This is a genomic window from Nostocoides sp. (assembly GCF_037045025.1).
Classification (GTDB): domain Bacteria; phylum Actinomycetota; class Actinomycetes; order Actinomycetales; family Dermatophilaceae; genus Nostocoides_A.
In genome coordinates, this window is sequence record NZ_JBAOHM010000005.1 from 347,193 (window position 1) to 363,693 (window position 16,501).

Sequence of the window (16,501 nt, forward strand, 5' to 3'; positions counted from 1 at the left end):
GCGGGATCGGTGACTCGCCATGGCTCGGCTCGATCCACAGAACGGGGATCTGCCGCCCGTGCCAGACCGGCCCGCGTAAAGCCGTCTTGAGCCCGACTGATGTGTCGGCGACTGCAAGTGGACGCCGCTCAGCCTGACGGGCGTCGGCGCGGTGAGCTGCGGCGACCGCGCTGAGCCCGGTGAGAAGCACAAGCGTAGCCACGAAGGCTCCGACAGCAACCAGCACCTGCCGCCACCGGTGTTGTGGGTCGCGAGTGCGGGCCAAGCGCCAGGCGAGGCCTGCCGCGAAGCCGACGCCTCTCATCCGCCGAGATCCACGACGAAGTCGCACGCGGCCGCGACCGCGAGGTCGTGAGTGGCAACCACGAGGGGAATGGCAAGGTCCCGGGACCGTGTGATAAGGAGTTCGGTGATCATCGTGGCATTGGTGCGGTCCAATGAAGCGGTCGGCTCGTCGGCCACCAGCATCAGCACCGGCGAGCACGTTGCCCTGGCGATCGCTACCCGGTGAGCCTCGCCTCCGGACAGATGGCCGATGCCCTCGCCCCCGCGGCCGGTCAGACCGACGCTAACCAACTGAGACCGGGCCGCGGTCTGCGCAACGGCCGGAGCGACGCCATTGAACCGAGCTACGAGGGCGACGTTGTCGATGACGGTGAGTTCGTCTAGGAGACCGGCGTCTTGGGAGACCATGCCCACCGAAGTGCGTCGGAAGGCCGACGCATCTGGCTCTCGCAGCTCGGAGATTGGCATCTCTCCCAACCGGATCTGTCCGACCGACGGAGCGCGGATCGCGACCAGGCAGTCGAGGAGCGTGGTCTTGCCCGACCCCGATGGCCCCACGATGGCCACGCTGAAGCCCGGCTCGACGACGAATGAGACAGGCTCGAGGATGGGGTCTCCGTGAACGCTCACCGAGACCCCGTCCACGACAAGATTGTTCGATCTCAACTCGGGTATCGCCACGGCCCGATGGCGTCAAAGTCCGCGGGAATTACTTCAACCGCCCTGTGCCGGTAGATTTTCTGCGCGTAAACGCCGGACGCCTCACAGGCGTTGTTTGCCCCGTTGCCGTCGTAGATCGTATTGGTCGACGAGGAGCCGATGGGTGTGTAGTCACCCCGAACGCCGTGGGAGTCAGCCTCCATGTCGCAGGCTTTCACCTGGCGGATGCTGTTGAAGTCCTGCGTGTAGTCGGAGCCCTGCATCGATTTGAGGCCCGACTCTGCGGCGGCAGGAATAGCGCAACCCGTTCCCACCAGAAGGGCGACCACCACTGATCGCTTCATGCCGACCATCCCCTGTTCGCCCCCCCCGGCTACGGGCGCAGCCTGCGGCGGAAGGAGCCGAGCGAAGTCAATCACGTTTGGCCCAACAGTGCGCGCTGAGCTGAAGCGGTCGTGGCGCGGATCCGGACCGCAACTCAGGGGTGGAGGGCGTCGAACTCGGCCTCGGCGACCAGATCCTCGTCGGCATCGAGGCGCACGTGGCTGATCAGGCCGTGCAGGACGCGCAGACCCATGGCGGCCCGCTCGCCCCAGTCGGACAGGTAGGCGGCCGTCGCCTCCCCCTCAATGTTGGGGTCGGTGGCGATGATCACCTCGGTGATCTCCTCCCCGGCCAGGCGGGCCATCAGCTCGGCAACCCGCAACTGCTCGGGGCCGATGCCGTCGATCGGGCTGATCGCCCCGCCGAGCACGTGATAGCGGCCGGTGAACTCGCGGGTGCGCTCAATCGCGACGACGTCCTTGGGCTCCTCCACGACGCAGAGCGCGTGCCCGTCACGGCGCGGATCGGCACAGATGCGGCACCGCTCGGCCTCGGCGACGTTGCCGAGGCCGAGCAGAAGCGCACCTTGTCCTTGACCTCGGACAGGGCGCCGATCAACCGCTGGACGTCAGCCGCCTCGGCCGCGAGCAAGTGGAACGCGATGCGTTGGGCGCTCTTGGGCCCGATACCCGGCAGTTGGCCGAGCTCGTCGATCTGGTCCTGGACCACGCCCTCATACACCCGGCCAGCGTATGCCACCCCAACTGTTGAAGCCGCCGACTGCCTTGACCGGGCCGAAGGTCCCGCCCGGGGCCGCGACGGCAACCCCCATCGCCCACCGGTAGGTGCCCTGTGTGGACGGGTTCTCGACGAGAGCATGCGCACCGACCCGTCGCGTGAGGTGACCACACGGGCGGCGAAATAGACGTTGCTCGACCCCTCGCGGATTCCGTTGCGAGGCAGCCGCTTCTAGGATATCGCACAGGAAATCTATAGTAATCGCATCACCAAGCGCGCTATCCCGTGGAGGCATGGGCTCCATGGGGTCGGTCGAACGGAAGGAGTCGGTCCGAATGCCCTCTGCGTAGCCCGCGCGCAATTCCCCGGATTGCCAAGAATCGTGCCCGCGGATGCGGAAGATAAGGCGAGGCGACGCTTACTCGACATTATGCTGAGTAGGATTATGCCGCGGCAACACGGCGACACTCAGGTGCGCATGCGGCCGGGCCGGCGGTGTCGCCAGGGCCGCGACCGGCGCCCCGCCAGCGTTCCAATCCTGCACCGCGTGTCTCCTGCCCACCTCCTGGATAGAGCCGCACTGGCCCCGGCTTCAACCCCCGAATCGAGTGCGCGCCTGCTCCGCAGCGCGAGCGATTCCCTTGCGCTCGTAGGCGAATGCGCTGACCGCGCCCACGGCCGGTAGATTCCGCATGAAACCGACGACGGGCCCGGCCCCGGCGCGCTTGTCCATGTCGCTGTTGAGCCGCCACAGGTCGCGCGCCACCCGCCAGATCAAGCCGGCGCTGCGGCCGAGCCGCTTGCGGAGGCTCTTGTCCTCGGCCCGTTCCTCGGCTGCCCGGGCCTCGTCCTCGGTCTCATCCGCATCATCGGCATCGTCGGCATCGTCGCGGGCCGCGAGCGCGGCGGCGATCTCGTCCGGGGTCAACTGGCGCCCGAGCACGATGTCGGCGACCGCAGCGACCCGGCGGGGAACGTCCGCGATGCCCATCTCGCGCGCGACCGCGTTGACGATGAGCACTTGCGCGGCGGCGCCGATGACGTCCCCGATGCCGGTGAGCCGGCCCAGCTTGCCCAACAGTCCCGGGACCGCCGTCAGGGCCGCCGCCGCGGTCCCGAATCGCTTGACCCACCAGCCGATCCGGTCGGTGAGGATCGCGGTGTGCCAGTCGGTATGCCGCGGGTGCACTCCCGCGACCGCGCGCCCCGCTGCCCGGGCGGCTCCCCCGGCGGTCCGGGCCGCCGCGGAGACCGCGCCCGCGAGCCCACCGCGGGCGGCGGGCTGCGGCGACGCCGCCCGCCCGGCGCGCGTGTCGCGGGGATCCGGCTCGCGCATCAGCGCGTCGCGGGCCCGATCGAACTCCCGGCTGGCCCGGGCGAGGGTGCGAATGAGTTGGCGCTGCGCGTCATACGGCATGGCGCCAGCATGACCGACCTGCCGCCTGAGTGCTCCCCCGTGGCCCTGCCGGCGGACCATCTCGTCGAGACCTACCGCCTGTCGACATATGCCGCGACGATGCTGCGAAGTGCCTGCCGGGCCGACTCGGTCGGCCAGATGGTCATGGCGTCGGCAAGTTCGCCGCCGAGATAGTCGGATTGGCGCTCGAACGCCCGCGTGGCAAAGATGGCAAAGCCGACGGTCAGCGCCAGCAACCCCTGCCAGAGCTCGGCGGCCTCGCCGACGGTCAGGCCGTGCTGGACCAGATAGGGCAGGCCCTCCGCCGGGTCGCTGTCGAGGTGGCGGCCGGCGAGCGGAAGCAGGTGCGGATGCGCCATCAGCACCTCGAGGTAGCGCAGGAAGACGACCTCGATGAGGTCGGGCCATGCTTCGGGAAGCGGGCCGTCGAACGTCATCTCCCGGCGCATCAGGGCCAAGACACCATCCAGCAGCTCGGCTTTGCCGCTCACGTGGTGATAGATGGACGCGGCCTCGACGCCGAGGTCAGCCGCCAGCCGACGCATCGTGAGCGCCTCCAGCCCGTCCTCGTCGGCGCCCTGTGCACCGTTGCGCTGATCGCCGACATCGCCCTCGCGGGGGCGGGCACCGTTCCCACGACCGCGGCCGAGTGGCTCGCTCAGCTGCGATCGAGACCCCCGCTGGGACTGCGCAACCTCGACCTGCTCAACGCGAGCCTGGCCGTGGTGCGCCTGCCCAGGTATGCCGCGATCTACGGCGCCCACCGGCTGGTGGATCCGGCGTTGACCGGGCTGGGTGTCCTCCTCGTCGCCGTCGGAGCGGCCCTGTTCCTCGCCTCGAATGTCGCCCTGCCCATGCTGGATCTCGCGACCCGCTGCCCACGTGACTGCACCGCCGCCGCCGAGGCCCTCCTGGCTCGCGGCGCCCATGGCTCCCTGGGCGCCCTGCCCGGTTTCCTGGTCAGCGAGACAGGCACGCTCATTGTGGCGTGGACGATGCTACACGGTCACGTCTTCGGCCGGCTGACCGCGTGGACGGGCATGCGCGGAGCCGGGGGCCTCATGCTGTTTACTGCGGCCGCGACCGCAGCGGGCGGCACGACCGGGCCCTTGCTGTTGCTCGCCCTGCCGGCCGAATCCTCGCCCCGGGCTGGCAGTCGCTGACCAGCGTTCGGTTATGGGCTCTGGGACGGCGGGCCTCCTCATGAGAACGGCACCCGGTCGCGAACGCCCCGCCGGGCAGTGGGCCACGGTGACGCTCGTGCTCGGCCTGTTCTCCTTGATCCTGTTCGTCGTCTCGCGCGAGGCGACCTTCTCGATGTGGATACTGAGCAATGACTATGCCGCGGCGCCCACCGCGGGCGACAAAGCGGCCATACCCGCCGCCGGCGTCACCCTGCTGGCGCTCTATAACGGAGGAACCTTCGCCACCAGCTACCTTCTCGGCGCCATCAGCACAATCGTCTTCTCGGCGACCATGTTTCGCCACCGGGTCTTCGGCGCCCTTCCGGGCCTGGTCGGGGTCGCCACGGGCGCCGCCATGCTCGTGCCGCCCAATACCGGTCAGGCCGGCCTGGTGCTGTCGATGGTGTCTCTCCTGCCGACCGCCGCCTGGCTGGCGCTGTTGAGCAAACACCTCTTCCGACTGGGCGCCACCGGCCCTCCGAGCGGCGGCGAACCCAGCACCGGCATCGACTCCGACATTGACATCGACCAGAAGGGCACACGATGACACAGATCAAGGCCGCCGCCACGAAGTTCCTCGAGTCCCGGCGGATCGCGGTGACCGGAGTGTCACACGCGCCCCAGGGCCACGGCGGCAATGCGGTCTACAAGCGGCTGAAGGAACGCGGATGCGAGGTGTTCGCGGTCAACCCCAACGCCGAATTGGCCGAAGGAGATAGCCCTTCCCGACGTTGTCGGCGATCCCCGGCGGCGGCACGGCGGTCGTCATCGCGACCAGGCCGGAGCACGCCCTGGGCACGATGGAGGAGGCTGCCGGTCTGGGCATCAAGCAGGTCTGGATGCACCGATCGTTCGGGGCGGGCAGCGTCTCGGTGGACGCTGCGGCATACGGACGCGAGCATGGAGTCACCGTCATCGCCGGCGGCTGCCCGCTGATGTTCGGTCCCACCCCTGACACCGGCCACAAGGTCATGTGCTGGATGATGACGTTGACGGGCAAGGCGCCCCGAGCGGTCTGATCCGCGGGTGTTGGGGGGCGTGTTGGCGGGCGTGTCCCTGCCGGGGCCGGCGGCACGTCGCTCGACACCGGCCAGTGGTCACGAATACCCGCGACCGGGTCTTCCCGCAGGATCGGGAGAGGATCGGGCCTCCCGAAGGATCGGGCGAGGTCCACCGGGAGATCCTCGACCTCTGGGGGCATGCTCATGGGCGCCGTCAGGGCTGGTCGCTCTCGGACCAGATGACCGTGCCTCCGAGCAGGCGCTCGACGACCGGTTGCCCGACCTCGCCGAGATCGACGAGGTCCTCGTCGTCGTCGCTGACCAGGTCTTCGTCGGCCTCGCCGGCCAGGCGGCTGCGCGCCGGGCCGGCCGCCGCTGCGGGCCTGCTCGGCGGATGGTGCTCGGGCCGTGCGCCGGGGGGCCTCGCGACGGCCTGGTCGGCTGCGGCTGACGTCGCCGAGCCTGGGGGTCGCGAAGAGCCGGCACTGGTTGTCGGCACGTGACCGGTGGTCGGCTGCTGGCTGATCGACGCCTGCTGATCGGGCGGCGGGCGCCGCGTGGTCGTGGGGGGCGGACCAGTGGTCGGGCGATCGCTCGGGCCGGGCTCGGCGGCGGGTCGGCCCGCGTGCTCGGTCGCCCAGGACGGAGGTGTCGACGACGGCGCGCTCCCCCAGCCCGTGCCGCCGCCGGACCAGTCACGGGCCGCGACGGCAGCCATCGCGGCCTGGTCGGCCTGCGCCGGCCTCCCGGCCGTCTTTGTGTTGACCCCCGTTGTGGTGACCCCACCCGTGCCGGGGCCGCCGGGCTGATGCGACGGCAGGTCCGGTGCGATGTCGCCGTGCGCGTCGGCGAACTGCTCCCGGGCGGGTGGCCCGGCTTCATTGGGCCCCGTGGTATTGGGCCAAGCATCATCGGGCCAGGGTGCTTCGGGCCCGGCGTCATCGGGCCAGGGGGCGCCGAGCTCGGGGCCATCCGGCCCTGTCGGGTTGTCCCGCCGACCGCGAGGCGAGGAGACCGGCTTAGATGACGGCGCGCCCGAGGTTTCCTGCGCGCTCGCCGGCCCTCCCGCTCGTGCGCCCGGCGTGGCGGCGGCACCGCCGGAACTATGTCCGTGGCCCGTCCCACCGCCACCCTGGCCGGTCCCGCCGGCACCCTGACCACCGGAGCCGACGACCGCATCCACCCGGACGTCCAGACCGAGGACGTCGATCAGCGCCTGGCGCACGATGTCGGCGTGCACGCCGGCGCGGAAGGTGTTGGCCAGGCCGGTCGTCGCGATGCCAAGCACGAGCGTGCGCCCGTCGTAGCCGACCACTTGGGCGTGCTCGGACAGGAACGTCCAGGTCGTGCGCTTCAAGGTGAAGATCTTGGCCAGGACGTCAGGCCAGCTGCGGCGCAGTGCTGCCACGTCGAGGCCGCCGGGGGCGGGTCCGGACAGCACGGCCCCGGCTTCGACTGCGTCCGTTGCGTTCGTGGTGGCGCGCACATCCTGGCCCTGTGGCGCGCCCGCCCCGGGGCCGGCCGCTGGAACGAACAGCGGCGCGGACCCGCGAGCGACCGGGCCGCGCCTTCCCGCCGCGCCCGCCGACTCACCCGGCCCACCAGGCCCAGCAGGCCCGCGGCCCCGAGCGGGCGACGGTGGGCGGGCGCCCGGACCCGAGCCTGCCCCCCCGCCGGCTGCGGCCACGCCATCCACCGCCCCAGCGCCCTCATCGACAGCCGCGCCGCCATCGGCCTCAGCCCCACCACCCGTTGGCGCATCGTCGCGGACCTCCCCGGCTGCAGCCCCCAGCTCGCCGCCCTCGCCCTCGCCGCCCGAGCCAGCGTCAGCCAAGCCACGGCCAGCCGGGCCACGGCCAGCGAAGCCGCCCTGGCCACGGGCCCGGTCGCGTCGGCCCGCGTTGTCGCGATCGCCGTCGGCGCCACCGGGCGAGCCAAGCGCAGCCGCTCGACCCGGCTCGGGCGGGCCGGCCACCCGGGTCGCCGCCGCGGGTGCGGCCGCGGCCGGCGGCGGAGCACCGCCGGCTCCGGGTGCCACACCCGACGGAACTCCCCCGACGTCGAGGCGACGCTCGAGACGATCGAGGCGCGCGGCATACCCACGCTCTCCGACGGCACCGGGGAGCAGCACGCGCGCGGCGATCAGCTCCAACTGCAGCCGCGGCGTGGTGGCGCCCGTCATCTCGGTGAGACCGGCGTTGACGATTTCGGCGGAGTGCGACAGCGCCCCTGGGCCAAAGGCGCCCGCCTGCACCCGCATCCGGTCGATCTGATCGCTCGGCAGGCCACGCAGGACCGAGGCCCCCGCCTCGGGGACGGCGGCCAGCACGATCAGGTCGCGGAAGCGTTCCAAGAGGTCCTCGACGAACCGGCGTGGGTCGAGCCCGGTCTCGACAACCTGCTCGACGCGGCGGAACACCTCGGCGGCATCGCCGGAGGCGAATGCGTTGACCACCGCGTCGAGCAGCTCGGCGTCGGTGAAGCCGAGCAACGCGGCTGCACCCTCATAGGTCAGACCGCGCTCGTCAGAGCCGGCGATCAACTGGTCGAGCACCGACAGTGAGTCGCGCACCGAGCCGCCCCCGGCCCGGACGACAAAGCTGAGCACGCCCGGCTCGACGTCGACGCCCTCGGCAGCAGCCAGCTGCCCGAGATAGTCGTGCAGCCGCGCCGGGGGGACGAGCCGGAAGGGGTAGTGGTGGGTGCGCGAGCGGATGGTCCCGATGACCTTCTCGGGCTCGGTGGTCGCGAACACGAACTTCACGTGCGGCGGCGGCTCCTCGACGATCTTGAGCAGGGCATTGAAGCCCTGCGTCGTCACCATGTGCGCCTCGTCAATGATGTAGACCTTGAACCGGCTCTCCGCCGGAGCGAATGCCGCCCGCTCCCGCAGCTCCCGCGCGTCATCGACGCCGCCGTGGCTGGCGGCGTCGATCTCGATGACGTCGATCGACCCGGCTCCCCCGCGGGCCAGCGCCACGCACGAATCGCAGCTGCCACACGGGGTGCTCGTCGGCCCCTGCTCACAGTTGAGACAGCGAGCCAGGATGCGGGCGCTGGTCGTCTTGCCGCAGCCGCGCGGCCCGGAGAAGAGATAGGCGTGGTTGATCCGCCCGCTGTCGAGTGCGCGGGCCAGCGGCTCGGTCACGTGCTCCTGCCCGATCACGTCGGCGAACGTGTCCGGCCGGTAGCGGCGATAGAGGGCGGTGCTCACCCTGGGAACCCTAGCCCGCCCGGGTGACAGCGGCACCGGCGTTAATCGCGCATAGGGTCGGACCATGCGCATCGACGTCTGGTCCGACATCGTCTGCCCGTTCTGCCATCTCGGGCGGCGGCACCTGGAGCTGGCGCTGGACCGCTTCGAGCACGCCGACCAGGTCGGGGTCGTGTGGCACAGCTTCGAACTCGATCGCGGCGCCCCTGCTGTGGGGAGCGGCTCCAACGTCGAGCGGGTTGCTGCGAAATATGGCATCCCGGTCGCGCAGATGCGCGCCCAGCATGAGCAGATGGCGGCCGCCGCCGCCGCGGTCGGGCTCGACTTCGCGTGGGAGCAGATTGTCCCCAGCAATTCGTATGCCGCCCATCGCCTTATCCACTACGCGCGGTCGGTTGGCCGCGAACGCGAGGTGACCGACCGGGTGATGCGAGCGTGGTATTCGCAGGGCGCTGCGATCGGCGACCCCACCGTGTTGCTGGATCTCGCGGTCGAGGCCGGGCTCGACCGGGAGGCCACCGCCGCGGTCTTGGCGGGCGATGACTTCGGCATCGACGTGCGCACCGACGAGGCCCTGGCGAATCAGATCGGCATCACCGCCGTGCCGACCTTCATCCTCGACCAGAAGTTCGCGGTCGCCGGGGCCCAACCGGTCGAGGCGCTGCTGCGGGCAATCGAGCATGCCTGGGCCGATCAGGGCAACCGGCCGGCTCCGCCGCCGGCCGACGGATGCGGCTCGAACGCCTGCGGGTCGGCTGCCTGCGGGTCGAGCGCCTGCGGCGCGGTGGCGGACGAGGGCGAGGCGGCCGGCGCGGGCGAGGCGGCTGGCGCGCGAGAGTGAGGTGCTGCGGTGAGCGAATCGGCATACGACCAGCAGCATCCGACCTGATGAACCGCGCCCTGCCGTCCCTGCGACGGTCCGCAGAGGCAGACAACGGCACCTCGCGCACCTGGAAGAGCTCACTTACCCTTGCTGCGTTCCCGCCCTGGGGGAGTTCGGTGAGGTACCACCACGCGAGGTGCCTGGCGCCCAGCTTACCGGTCCTCGGCGCGGGATCGGACCGCCGCGATTTCGGTCCGCGGCCCGCCCTCGGGTACCCTCCTGCGCGGAGGATTCGCATAGTGGCCTAGTGCGCACGATTGGAAATCGTGTTGGGGATGAAACCCCTCGCGGGTTCAAATCCCGCATCCTCCGCCACCGGGCTGTTGACGTTTCGCCCGGGGGTGACCTGCAAGGGGTGAGCTATACCGCACCCTCTGCAGGACAGCCCTTGCCGGGACCGGGGGTGACCTGCAAGAGGTGAGCTATACCGCACCCCCTGCAGGAAAGCCCCCCTTGCCAGGGCTGGGGACCGCCGAGTAGCCACCGGCGCGGCGGACCAGGGCGCACCCGGGACCGAAGCCCTCTGCCGCGACGACCTGCCCCGAGACCACGCATTGCCCGAGAGCCAGATCCGCATCCGCGACGAGGATGCAATCCAGCCACCCCAGCACCTCAGGAAGCACCGGCGCCCCCGAAGTCGGCGCCACCGCATACGCGAACCCAGCGAACTGATCCCAGCCGAGCATCCGGCCCGGGACACCGAACCGCCGGGCGACTTCGGCATCCCCGCCGCCGAGGACGGACACGGCGAAGCCTCCGCGGCCACAACCAGCCGGTGCAACCGGCTGCCGGAGACCAATTGGACCGAGGCGAGCGCGGCGGACCCCTCCACCGCCGCGCTCGCCCCGCCCAGAACCAACGAGGTGACGGTCCCCGCGTGCACGCGATCGCCGACTGCGACGCTCACCACGGCCACCGGCCGGGCGATCGCGCTGCCGACATCGCGCAGGGCCACGCCCGCCGGAACGGGTCGCGTGGGGTCGACCGGACCCTCCCCCCGCGCGACCAGGCCCGTGCTCGTTGCAGTCACTGGCGGCGCCGCAGTGACGGGCAGCACCGTGGTCACACTCGTCACCCGCCGAGCCGGCTCAATGCCGCCCGTGCACCGGCATCCTCGGGATCGAGGTCGAGGCACCTCCGAAGGGCGGCACGCGCGCCCGCGATGTCGCCGGTTTGCTCGCGGAGCCACCCGACATTCCCCCATACATCGGCCGTGACATCGTCCGCCCCAGAATCGACAACGGCCTCCAGGTCGGCCAGCGCAGCCGAGAACCGGCCGTCGGCGGCGCGGCCCTGGGCACGCAGGACAAGCAGCTCGGCGCCACTGTCCCCCTGCGCCCCAACCGATTCCATCCCCCTGGCCGTCAGCTCCTCCACCAACGCTAGGTCCACCGCATCCAGCGCCACCGTCGCCCGGGCCAGGCGCGCTGGCAGGAAGCCGGGGTCGAGGTCGAGGACGTAGTCGAGATCGGCGACCGCCTCGGCGACCCGACCCAGCTCCAGCAGCGTGTCCGCCCGGTTATAGAACGCCTCGGCGAACGGCGGCCCGCAGCAAATACACATGTCGTATGCCGCGAGCGCCTCCGCCGCCCTCCCCTGTCGGCGAAGCAGCGCTGCCAGGTCGAAGTGGTACTCCGGATAGTGCGGGTCCAGCGCGATCACCAAGAGCAGGTCCTGCTCCGCCTCGGCGGGCCGGTCTAATGCCGAGAGCAGCTGGGACCGGTTGTGCCGCAACACCGAACGATGGAGCGCATGCTCATCGGGCGCCAACTCCCGATCGAGCCGCGCAATGCCGTTCTCCACCAACTGTAGCGACGCGCCCAGTCGTCCTTCGTGCATTTCCACGAGCGCTAGCCCATTGGCGCAGAACACACTCCAGAATGCAGCCAGCGACGGGTCCGGCAACGCGCCGGCAAACGCGATCGCCTGCTGCAACAACCGGCGCGCCAAGCCGTGGTCGCGCTCCTCCAGGCCGCGGTGCCGCGTGGCAAGCATCGCCCGGGCATAGCTTGCCTGCAGATGTGGCAGCACGGCGCTCGTCGACTCTAGGATTCGGAAGTAGATCGGCTCGACCTCCTCGACTCGGCCGAGGGCAGCGAGGGCCGTCGTCTGCTTGGTGGCAAACATCCACCAGGCCTCCTGGTTATGCTCCGGCTCACCAAGCAGCGCCAGACCCCGCTCGGCGAAATCCACTGTCGCGTCATAGAAGCCGAGATCGATTGCGCTGTTCAGCCCGATGCCAAGCGCCTTCAACGCCAGCGCCGGATCACTCCCCCGCTCCCGATGCCACGGAATCGCCCCACGCCACAAGGATTTCCGGCCCTGCGCGCACAGCTCGTCGGCGCGGGCGTCGTGCGCCAGGCGCCGCTCCTGCGGATCCCAGTGCTCGTATGCCGCTCGCGCCACCGGGTCGGGATCGGTCCCGTTGCTCTCCAGATAGCGCCGCCGCGACGCCTCGAGATCCGCGGGAACCGCCCGCACGGTCGGCCGCAGGTCGGTCGGCACGAACGTGATCACGCGCGGGTCGAGACGTCGTCGCGCGATCTGCAGGAACTCGGCGTCAGTGGGATCGGCCTCGGCGAGGTCGGTCACCAGGATCCAGCGGGATCCGTTGGGCGGCAACGCTGCCCGCAACAGGTCGACGATGCCGTGGCTGATCCGAGCGGTCCGCAGCCGGCTATAGAACCTCGTCCGCTCGGCCGGGACGGCCAGCGAGGTCAGCGTCTCGTGGCGGGCCTCGACGTGCGCCGCCAGGACGGGGGCGACGGTCAGGACCTCGACGTCGTGCTTCTGTAGCAGCTCTGGGTGGGCGAGTAGTTCCGCGGCATAGGCGTCCAGGACCGCAGCGGCGAGCGTGTAGGGACCGCGATGGTTGCGATGGGCCGAAAGGATGAGTTCCTCCGCCGGGGGCGAGGCGGGCTCGGCCCGCTCGCCCCAACCCGTGGCCAGGACGTGGGTGGGCTGGACAAGAGCGGTCATGACCGGGCTCCTTGACTGTGGCGGACGCGCCACCAGCGGCGTGCCCCGAGGACGGTGGGAATGACGAATTGGGCGAGGTTGAGCACGATGAACAGCGCGGCGTCGGCAGCGAGCCACCAGCTCGCGCTGGGGTCGGCAAACCGGGCCGCGGCCATCCGCGTGACCCGGACGAGCGCCGGGATCAACGCCCATGCGGTCATGCTCGCCATGAGCGCGAACCCGCCGAGCAAAACCCAGCGATACCAAGCGGATACGGCGAGATCGCGAGGATGCCAGCGCGTGGGATCGTGCCGCGGGTCGAGGCGCAGCAGCCGGCGCACATCGTCGGCGAGCCGGGCCCGCGCGACGGCGTGGACGTCGACGGTCTGGAAGACGGTCGCGATCAGGTAGTAGACATCGGTGCGCATGAACACCAGCAGCTGCCAGACCAGGCGCAGCACGCCCCCAAAAGCAGCGGCCAGGCCTACCGCGCCGACCAGCTGTGGCGCACCGGCGCGATCGGCGGCATACGCACCGAGAGTGAGCGCGGCAATCATGACCGTGTCGGCGACCATCCCGGCGAGCATCGGCAGATAGCGCGATCGCCTTGGGACGGAGACCAAGCCGTCGAGGTGGGTCTCCACGACGAGGAACCAGGCGCGCCAGCCAAGCGAAAGCGAACTGTTCAGCCCGAGCCGCCGGCCGGCGAGGACGTGGAAGCTCTCGTGGACGATGATCAGCGGGATCGTCGCGGCAAACAGCGCGAGGTCCATCGCCAGCAGGCTGTCGGTGAAGAAGAGGTGCCGCACGTGCGGCCGATAGTGCCGGTCGCTCGCCATGACAAGCCCGGCCAGGGCGACGAGACCGGCCATGACTGCCCACCCCAGCGGGGAGAAGACGGCGCGTCCGAGCCGCTGCCAGCGCACCAGCGCCGGCAACGCCACCGGTTCGCAGCCGGCCACTACGAAGTCGAGTTCCGCCAGAGTCGCCATCAGGTCGGCGACGTCCAGCTCGACGCCATAGGCGGCGGCATACCAGGCACCGACCTCATCGGGGCTCGAGCCCGCGGCAAGGCGCTCGACGGCGCGTGCCCCGTCGGCCGGGAAGACGACATAGCTGTCGATGTCCCGTCGCCCGATCGTGACGTCCTCGCCCTCGTCGAGGAAGACCAGCGGATGCAGTCGCACCGGCCTGGTGGTGGTCATCGCTTTGTTCCTTTCTAAAGCTCGGTCGGACGCCGTGCCGGCACCCGGTGGGCCCGCCCCCTGCGGGAGCCCACCGGGTCCGCCACGTCGCGTCAGAACTCCTGACAAGTCACCAAGTCGCCAGGCTGACCGCAGCCCGGGCCCCCGCAGGTCGCCCCGTAGAGCGGCATGGCGAAGCTGGTCAGCCGGACGGCGCCGGGCTTGTGAACGGTGATCTTGCGCATCATGGTTTCCCTTCTCGATGACCGGAGCCGAGTGCTCCGACCACGGAGAATCGTGGGGGAAGACCAGGTTTCGGCGCATCAGACCCGGATCCGCGAGTAGTGGTGGGGTGATCGGCGTGTGATGTGACGAAGGTGCTTGTCCTGCTGGGAGAATCGGGGTTACGAAGCCTTCGATTGGCCAGCGAGGAGAAGCACCTTGTCGGTGAAGAGAGTACGTGGTCGTGGCCGGGTTCGGAAGCGGGTGCGGATCGGCGCGCCGGATCCGTCGTTGACCGGGACCTCGGGGGTGGCAGCGCTCGCGGAGTTCATCGAGAAACTGGACCTGGTCGGGCGCCTGGACCGGGGGATCGGTGCGATCAAGGAGCGGGAGCGGGGCGCGACGGCCGGGCAGGTGCTGGTGTCGCTGGCGCAGTGCCAGCTGCTCGGCGGGGATGTGCTGGCCGCGTTGGACCGGCAGCGCCAGGATGTGGCCGGGTCCGCGTTGTCGGCGGTGCCGGTGTTGGCCTCGAGCACGGCGGCGGGGTTGGCCCGCCGGTTCGGGCCGGCGCAGCTGGCCGGCCTGGAGAGTGCGGTCGCGGACCTGACCGGTCATGCGGTCGGGTTGTTGCCGGCGTCCCGCCGGGCGGTGCTGGCCGCGGCGGTGACGGTGGACTTGGATTCCACCGATGTGGAGGTGTACGGGCCGACGAAGCAGGGCGTGGCCTACAACTATCACGGTCAGCGCGCGGGCCGTCCGCATCTGGGGACCTGGGCCGAGGCCGGGTTGACCCTGGCCGCGGAGTTGCTCGCGGGGAATGAGGATGTGAGGCCCCGGGCCGCTGACCTGTTGCGCCGGGTCCTGGCCGGGATCCCCGAGGACATCCGCTCGGCCGCGGCCGACTGGGATCGGTTGCGGGTGCGCGCGGATGCCGGCTACTTCACCGCCGACCTGGCCCACGCCGCGGTGGAGGCCGGGTGTGACTTCGCCATCGCCGCGAAACGGAACACCGCGATGTGGCGCGCCTACGCCGCCATCCCCGAGGACGCCTGGGGTGCGGCGGAGCGGGATGCCCGGCGCGCAGGTCGCCGCGGTCGACTACGCCCCGCAGGGGTGGCCGCCGCACACGTACACCATCGTGCGCCGGGTCCGCATCGAGGCCGAGGACATCTCCGACGACCCCCGCTCACGGCGTCGACGCACCATCGAGAAGAACCAACTCACCCTCGCCTTGGAGGGCGCGGCCACCCACGCCCACGCGGTCTCCTTCATCGTCACCAATATCCCCGCCAACGACCACCCGGCCAACCCCACCGAGCCGGCCGAGCCGGCCGCAGCCGGCGGAGCCGGCGGAGCCGGGTGAGGCGGCCGCACCGGTTGCCTCGATCACGCAGGTCGAGTCCTGGTTCCGCCGCCGCACCGACATTGAGGACCGGATCCGGGAAGCCAAACTCGGGGCCGCGCTGCGGCATCTGCCGTCGGGCGACCACGCCATCAACACGGTGTGGATGTGGGCTGCCCTGCTCGCCGGGAACATCTCCGTTCTGCTGCAAGCCCTGACCGGGATCGACCAGCGTCACCGCGCCCACGGCGCCCGCCTACGCCACGAACTGCTCTGCGTCCCAGCCCGCATAGTCCGCCACGGCCGCCAGCTGATCCTGCGGCTGCCGCCCGACCGCCAGCTCCTGCCCACCGTCCTGGCCCGGATCCGGGCCTTACCCACCGCGGCCTAACCCGCGAATCCCCCGTCCCGACGACCCAGGACCCCGAAGACCCGCCCACCCGAGCGCCACCGGGCCATCCGCGCTGCCCGCACCCAAAAACACACTGCCACAACACAAAATCTATCCGCCGTTCACTGGCCGCCCAACCCACACGCAAGCTACTCGCGGATCCGGGTCAGACCGGGGATGGAAGAGCAGATACAGCGCTGGTATGACGCCGGGAAGGTTGAGTAATTTCCACCACGACACTCGGCGCCGGCGTCCGTCAGACTCCGGATGAGCCCGGCCGGGGGGTCGGGCGCAAACCATCGAATCGGGGGAACACCATGTCCGAAACCAGGCAAGTCCGCGTCGTCCTGACCACCACCACCGGGGTCGTCACCGACGCCGCGTGGGCCGCGGACGAGGCCACCGTCGTCCTGGAAACCACCGGCCTCGACGTCGACACCGTCGCCCTGCAGCCGGCCGATGTCCAGGCCGCCACGCCCGACGGGGACCTGATCACCGCCGAACGGCTTCGGGCCGCGCGCACGCCGGGGGACGGCATACCGATCCTCGTCGCCGGTTTCCCGGCCCACCAACTCGGGGTGCCCGCGGACGTCGAGCTGCCCGCGCACCTGCTGTCGCTGAAATACCCAACCGTCGACGGCGCCGCGCCGGCCGGCTGGCTGTGCAAGATCTACGACTTCGAGTGGTGTGACTGACAC

General features: G+C 70.7%; 17 protein-coding genes, 1 tRNA gene, 1 other RNA gene and 3 pseudogenes. 10 read left to right on the forward strand and 12 right to left on the reverse strand.

The window, feature by feature from the left end; genetic code table 11:
• Positions 1 to 300: 300 nt before the first annotated feature.
• From V9G19_RS04060 to V9G19_RS04080, 5 genes and pseudogenes are all read right to left on the reverse strand, one after another.
• Positions 301 to 915, reverse strand: coding sequence for an ABC transporter ATP-binding protein (locus V9G19_RS04060; protein ID WP_462284203.1), 615 nt, complete (start codon positions 913 to 915; stop codon positions 301 to 303).
• Positions 916 to 947: 32 nt separating this feature from the next.
• Positions 948 to 1,289, reverse strand: a complete 342-nt coding sequence (locus V9G19_RS04065; RefSeq protein WP_462284204.1) for a hypothetical protein — start codon at positions 1,287 to 1,289, stop codon at positions 948 to 950.
• A gap of 134 nt (positions 1,290 to 1,423) precedes the next feature.
• Positions 1,424 to 2,010: pseudogene (gene recR / locus V9G19_RS04070) on the reverse strand (recombination mediator RecR).
• Between the two features lie 589 nt (positions 2,011 to 2,599).
• The gene (locus tag V9G19_RS04075) at positions 2,600 to 3,424 is read right to left on the reverse strand and encodes a hypothetical protein (RefSeq protein ID WP_462284205.1); all 825 of its coding nucleotides are present in this window, start codon (positions 3,422 to 3,424) and stop codon (positions 2,600 to 2,602) included.
• Between the two features lie 71 nt (positions 3,425 to 3,495).
• Entirely contained in the window at positions 3,496 to 3,969 is a 474-nt protein-coding gene (locus V9G19_RS04080) for a TetR/AcrR family transcriptional regulator (protein ID WP_462284206.1), read from the reverse strand.
• Between V9G19_RS04080 and V9G19_RS04085 the strand changes: the two genes are divergently transcribed.
• The 4 genes and pseudogenes from V9G19_RS04085 to V9G19_RS04100 all read left to right on the forward strand — a co-directional run bounded on the left by V9G19_RS04085 (position 3,919) and on the right by V9G19_RS04100 (position 5,627).
• Positions 3,919 to 4,587, forward strand: coding sequence for a hypothetical protein (locus V9G19_RS04085; RefSeq protein WP_462284207.1), 669 nt, complete (start codon positions 3,919 to 3,921; stop codon positions 4,585 to 4,587). The two genes, V9G19_RS04080 and V9G19_RS04085, sit on opposite strands and share 51 nt — an antisense overlap.
• A 40-nt stretch (positions 4,588 to 4,627) precedes the next feature.
• Complete coding sequence (locus V9G19_RS04090) at positions 4,628 to 5,155, forward strand: hypothetical protein (RefSeq protein WP_462284208.1); 528 nt, start codon at positions 4,628 to 4,630, stop codon at positions 5,153 to 5,155.
• Positions 5,152 to 5,271, forward strand: a pseudogene (locus tag V9G19_RS04095) (CoA-binding protein); the annotation flags it as partial. The gene V9G19_RS04090 and the pseudogene V9G19_RS04095, both read left to right, overlap by 4 nt.
• A 68-nt stretch (positions 5,272 to 5,339) precedes the next feature.
• Positions 5,340 to 5,627, forward strand: a complete 288-nt coding sequence (locus V9G19_RS04100; protein WP_462284209.1) for a CoA-binding protein — start codon at positions 5,340 to 5,342, stop codon at positions 5,625 to 5,627.
• Positions 5,628 to 5,823: 196 nt separating this feature from the next.
• On the opposite strand, the gene V9G19_RS04105 is transcribed toward V9G19_RS04100, so the two are convergent.
• On the reverse strand, positions 5,824 to 8,823 hold the full coding sequence (locus V9G19_RS04105; protein WP_462284210.1) for a DNA polymerase III subunit gamma and tau: 3,000 nt from the start codon (positions 8,821 to 8,823) through the stop codon (positions 5,824 to 5,826).
• Between the two features lie 64 nt (positions 8,824 to 8,887).
• On the opposite strand from V9G19_RS04105, the gene V9G19_RS04110 reads away from it, so the two are divergent.
• Complete coding sequence (locus tag V9G19_RS04110; RefSeq protein WP_462284211.1) at positions 8,888 to 9,664, forward strand: DsbA family oxidoreductase; 777 nt, start codon at positions 8,888 to 8,890, stop codon at positions 9,662 to 9,664.
• Positions 9,665 to 9,753: 89 nt separating this feature from the next.
• Here the strand turns inward: V9G19_RS04110 and ffs are convergent.
• An RNA gene (gene ffs / locus V9G19_RS04115) (signal recognition particle sRNA small type) lies at positions 9,754 to 9,850 on the reverse strand.
• 81 nt (positions 9,851 to 9,931) lie between these two features.
• On the opposite strand from ffs, the gene V9G19_RS04120 reads away from it, so the two are divergent.
• Positions 9,932 to 10,021, forward strand: a tRNA-Ser gene (locus V9G19_RS04120).
• A gap of 107 nt (positions 10,022 to 10,128) precedes the next feature.
• Here the strand turns inward: V9G19_RS04120 and V9G19_RS04125 are convergent.
• The 5 genes from V9G19_RS04125 to V9G19_RS04145 all read right to left on the reverse strand — a co-directional run bounded on the left by V9G19_RS04125 (position 10,129) and on the right by V9G19_RS04145 (position 14,402).
• A complete protein-coding gene (locus tag V9G19_RS04125; protein WP_462284212.1) occupies positions 10,129 to 10,452 on the reverse strand; it encodes a flavin reductase family protein in 324 nt (107 codons plus the stop codon).
• 325 nt (positions 10,453 to 10,777) lie between these two features.
• Positions 10,778 to 12,685, reverse strand: a complete 1,908-nt coding sequence (locus tag V9G19_RS04130; protein WP_462284213.1) for a tetratricopeptide repeat protein — start codon at positions 12,683 to 12,685, stop codon at positions 10,778 to 10,780.
• Positions 12,682 to 13,869, reverse strand: a complete 1,188-nt coding sequence (locus V9G19_RS04135) for a hypothetical protein (RefSeq protein ID WP_462284214.1) — start codon at positions 13,867 to 13,869, stop codon at positions 12,682 to 12,684. Before V9G19_RS04135 ends, V9G19_RS04130 begins: the two co-directional genes overlap by 4 nt.
• A gap of 92 nt (positions 13,870 to 13,961) precedes the next feature.
• Complete coding sequence (locus V9G19_RS04140; RefSeq protein WP_462284215.1) at positions 13,962 to 14,096, reverse strand: hypothetical protein; 135 nt, start codon at positions 14,094 to 14,096, stop codon at positions 13,962 to 13,964.
• A gap of 156 nt (positions 14,097 to 14,252) precedes the next feature.
• A complete protein-coding gene (locus V9G19_RS04145; RefSeq protein ID WP_462284299.1) occupies positions 14,253 to 14,402 on the reverse strand; it encodes a hypothetical protein in 150 nt (49 codons plus the stop codon).
• On the opposite strand from V9G19_RS04145, the pseudogene V9G19_RS04150 reads away from it, so the two are divergent.
• The 4 genes and pseudogenes from V9G19_RS04150 to V9G19_RS04165 form a co-directional block, all read left to right on the forward strand.
• Positions 14,380 to 15,093, forward strand: a pseudogene (locus V9G19_RS04150) (transposase); the annotation flags it as partial. The gene V9G19_RS04145 and the pseudogene V9G19_RS04150 overlap by 23 nt on opposite strands.
• 31 nt (positions 15,094 to 15,124) lie before the next feature.
• Positions 15,125 to 15,433 carry a hypothetical protein gene (locus tag V9G19_RS04155; RefSeq protein WP_462284300.1) on the forward strand — a complete coding sequence of 103 codons (309 nt, stop codon included), beginning with the start codon at positions 15,125 to 15,127 and terminating at the stop codon, positions 15,431 to 15,433.
• 22 nt (positions 15,434 to 15,455) lie between these two features.
• Entirely contained in the window at positions 15,456 to 15,803 is a 348-nt protein-coding gene (locus V9G19_RS04160) for a transposase (protein ID WP_462284294.1), read from the forward strand.
• 317 nt (positions 15,804 to 16,120) lie between these two features.
• On the forward strand, positions 16,121 to 16,498 hold the full coding sequence (locus V9G19_RS04165) for a hypothetical protein (RefSeq protein ID WP_462284216.1): 378 nt from the start codon (positions 16,121 to 16,123) through the stop codon (positions 16,496 to 16,498).
• The last annotated feature ends 3 nt before the right edge of the window (positions 16,499 to 16,501 follow it).

Excerpts from the sequence above, each read along its gene's own strand:
- V9G19_RS04065 (WP_462284204.1), bottom strand. The coding sequence starts at position 1,289 with ATGAAGCGATCAGTGGTGGTCGCCCTTCTGGTGGGAACGGGTTGCGCT.
- V9G19_RS04075 (WP_462284205.1), bottom strand. The coding sequence starts at position 3,424 with ATGCCGTATGACGCGCAGCGCCAACTCATTCGCACCCTCGCCCGGGCC.
- V9G19_RS04080 (WP_462284206.1), bottom strand. The coding sequence starts at position 3,969 with ATGCGTCGGCTGGCGGCTGACCTCGGCGTCGAGGCCGCGTCCATCTAT.
- V9G19_RS04090 (WP_462284208.1), top strand. The coding sequence starts at position 4,628 with ATGAGAACGGCACCCGGTCGCGAACGCCCCGCCGGGCAGTGGGCCACG.
- V9G19_RS04110 (WP_462284211.1), top strand. The coding sequence starts at position 8,888 with ATGCGCATCGACGTCTGGTCCGACATCGTCTGCCCGTTCTGCCATCTC.
- V9G19_RS04130 (WP_462284213.1), bottom strand. The coding sequence starts at position 12,685 with ATGACCGCTCTTGTCCAGCCCACCCACGTCCTGGCCACGGGTTGGGGC.
- V9G19_RS04135 (WP_462284214.1), bottom strand. The coding sequence starts at position 13,869 with ATGACCACCACCAGGCCGGTGCGACTGCATCCGCTGGTCTTCCTCGAC.
- V9G19_RS04140 (WP_462284215.1), bottom strand. The coding sequence starts at position 14,096 with ATGATGCGCAAGATCACCGTTCACAAGCCCGGCGCCGTCCGGCTGACC.
- V9G19_RS04145 (WP_462284299.1), bottom strand. The coding sequence starts at position 14,402 with ATGAACTCCGCGAGCGCTGCCACCCCCGAGGTCCCGGTCAACGACGGA.
- V9G19_RS04165 (WP_462284216.1), top strand. The coding sequence starts at position 16,121 with ATGTCCGAAACCAGGCAAGTCCGCGTCGTCCTGACCACCACCACCGGG.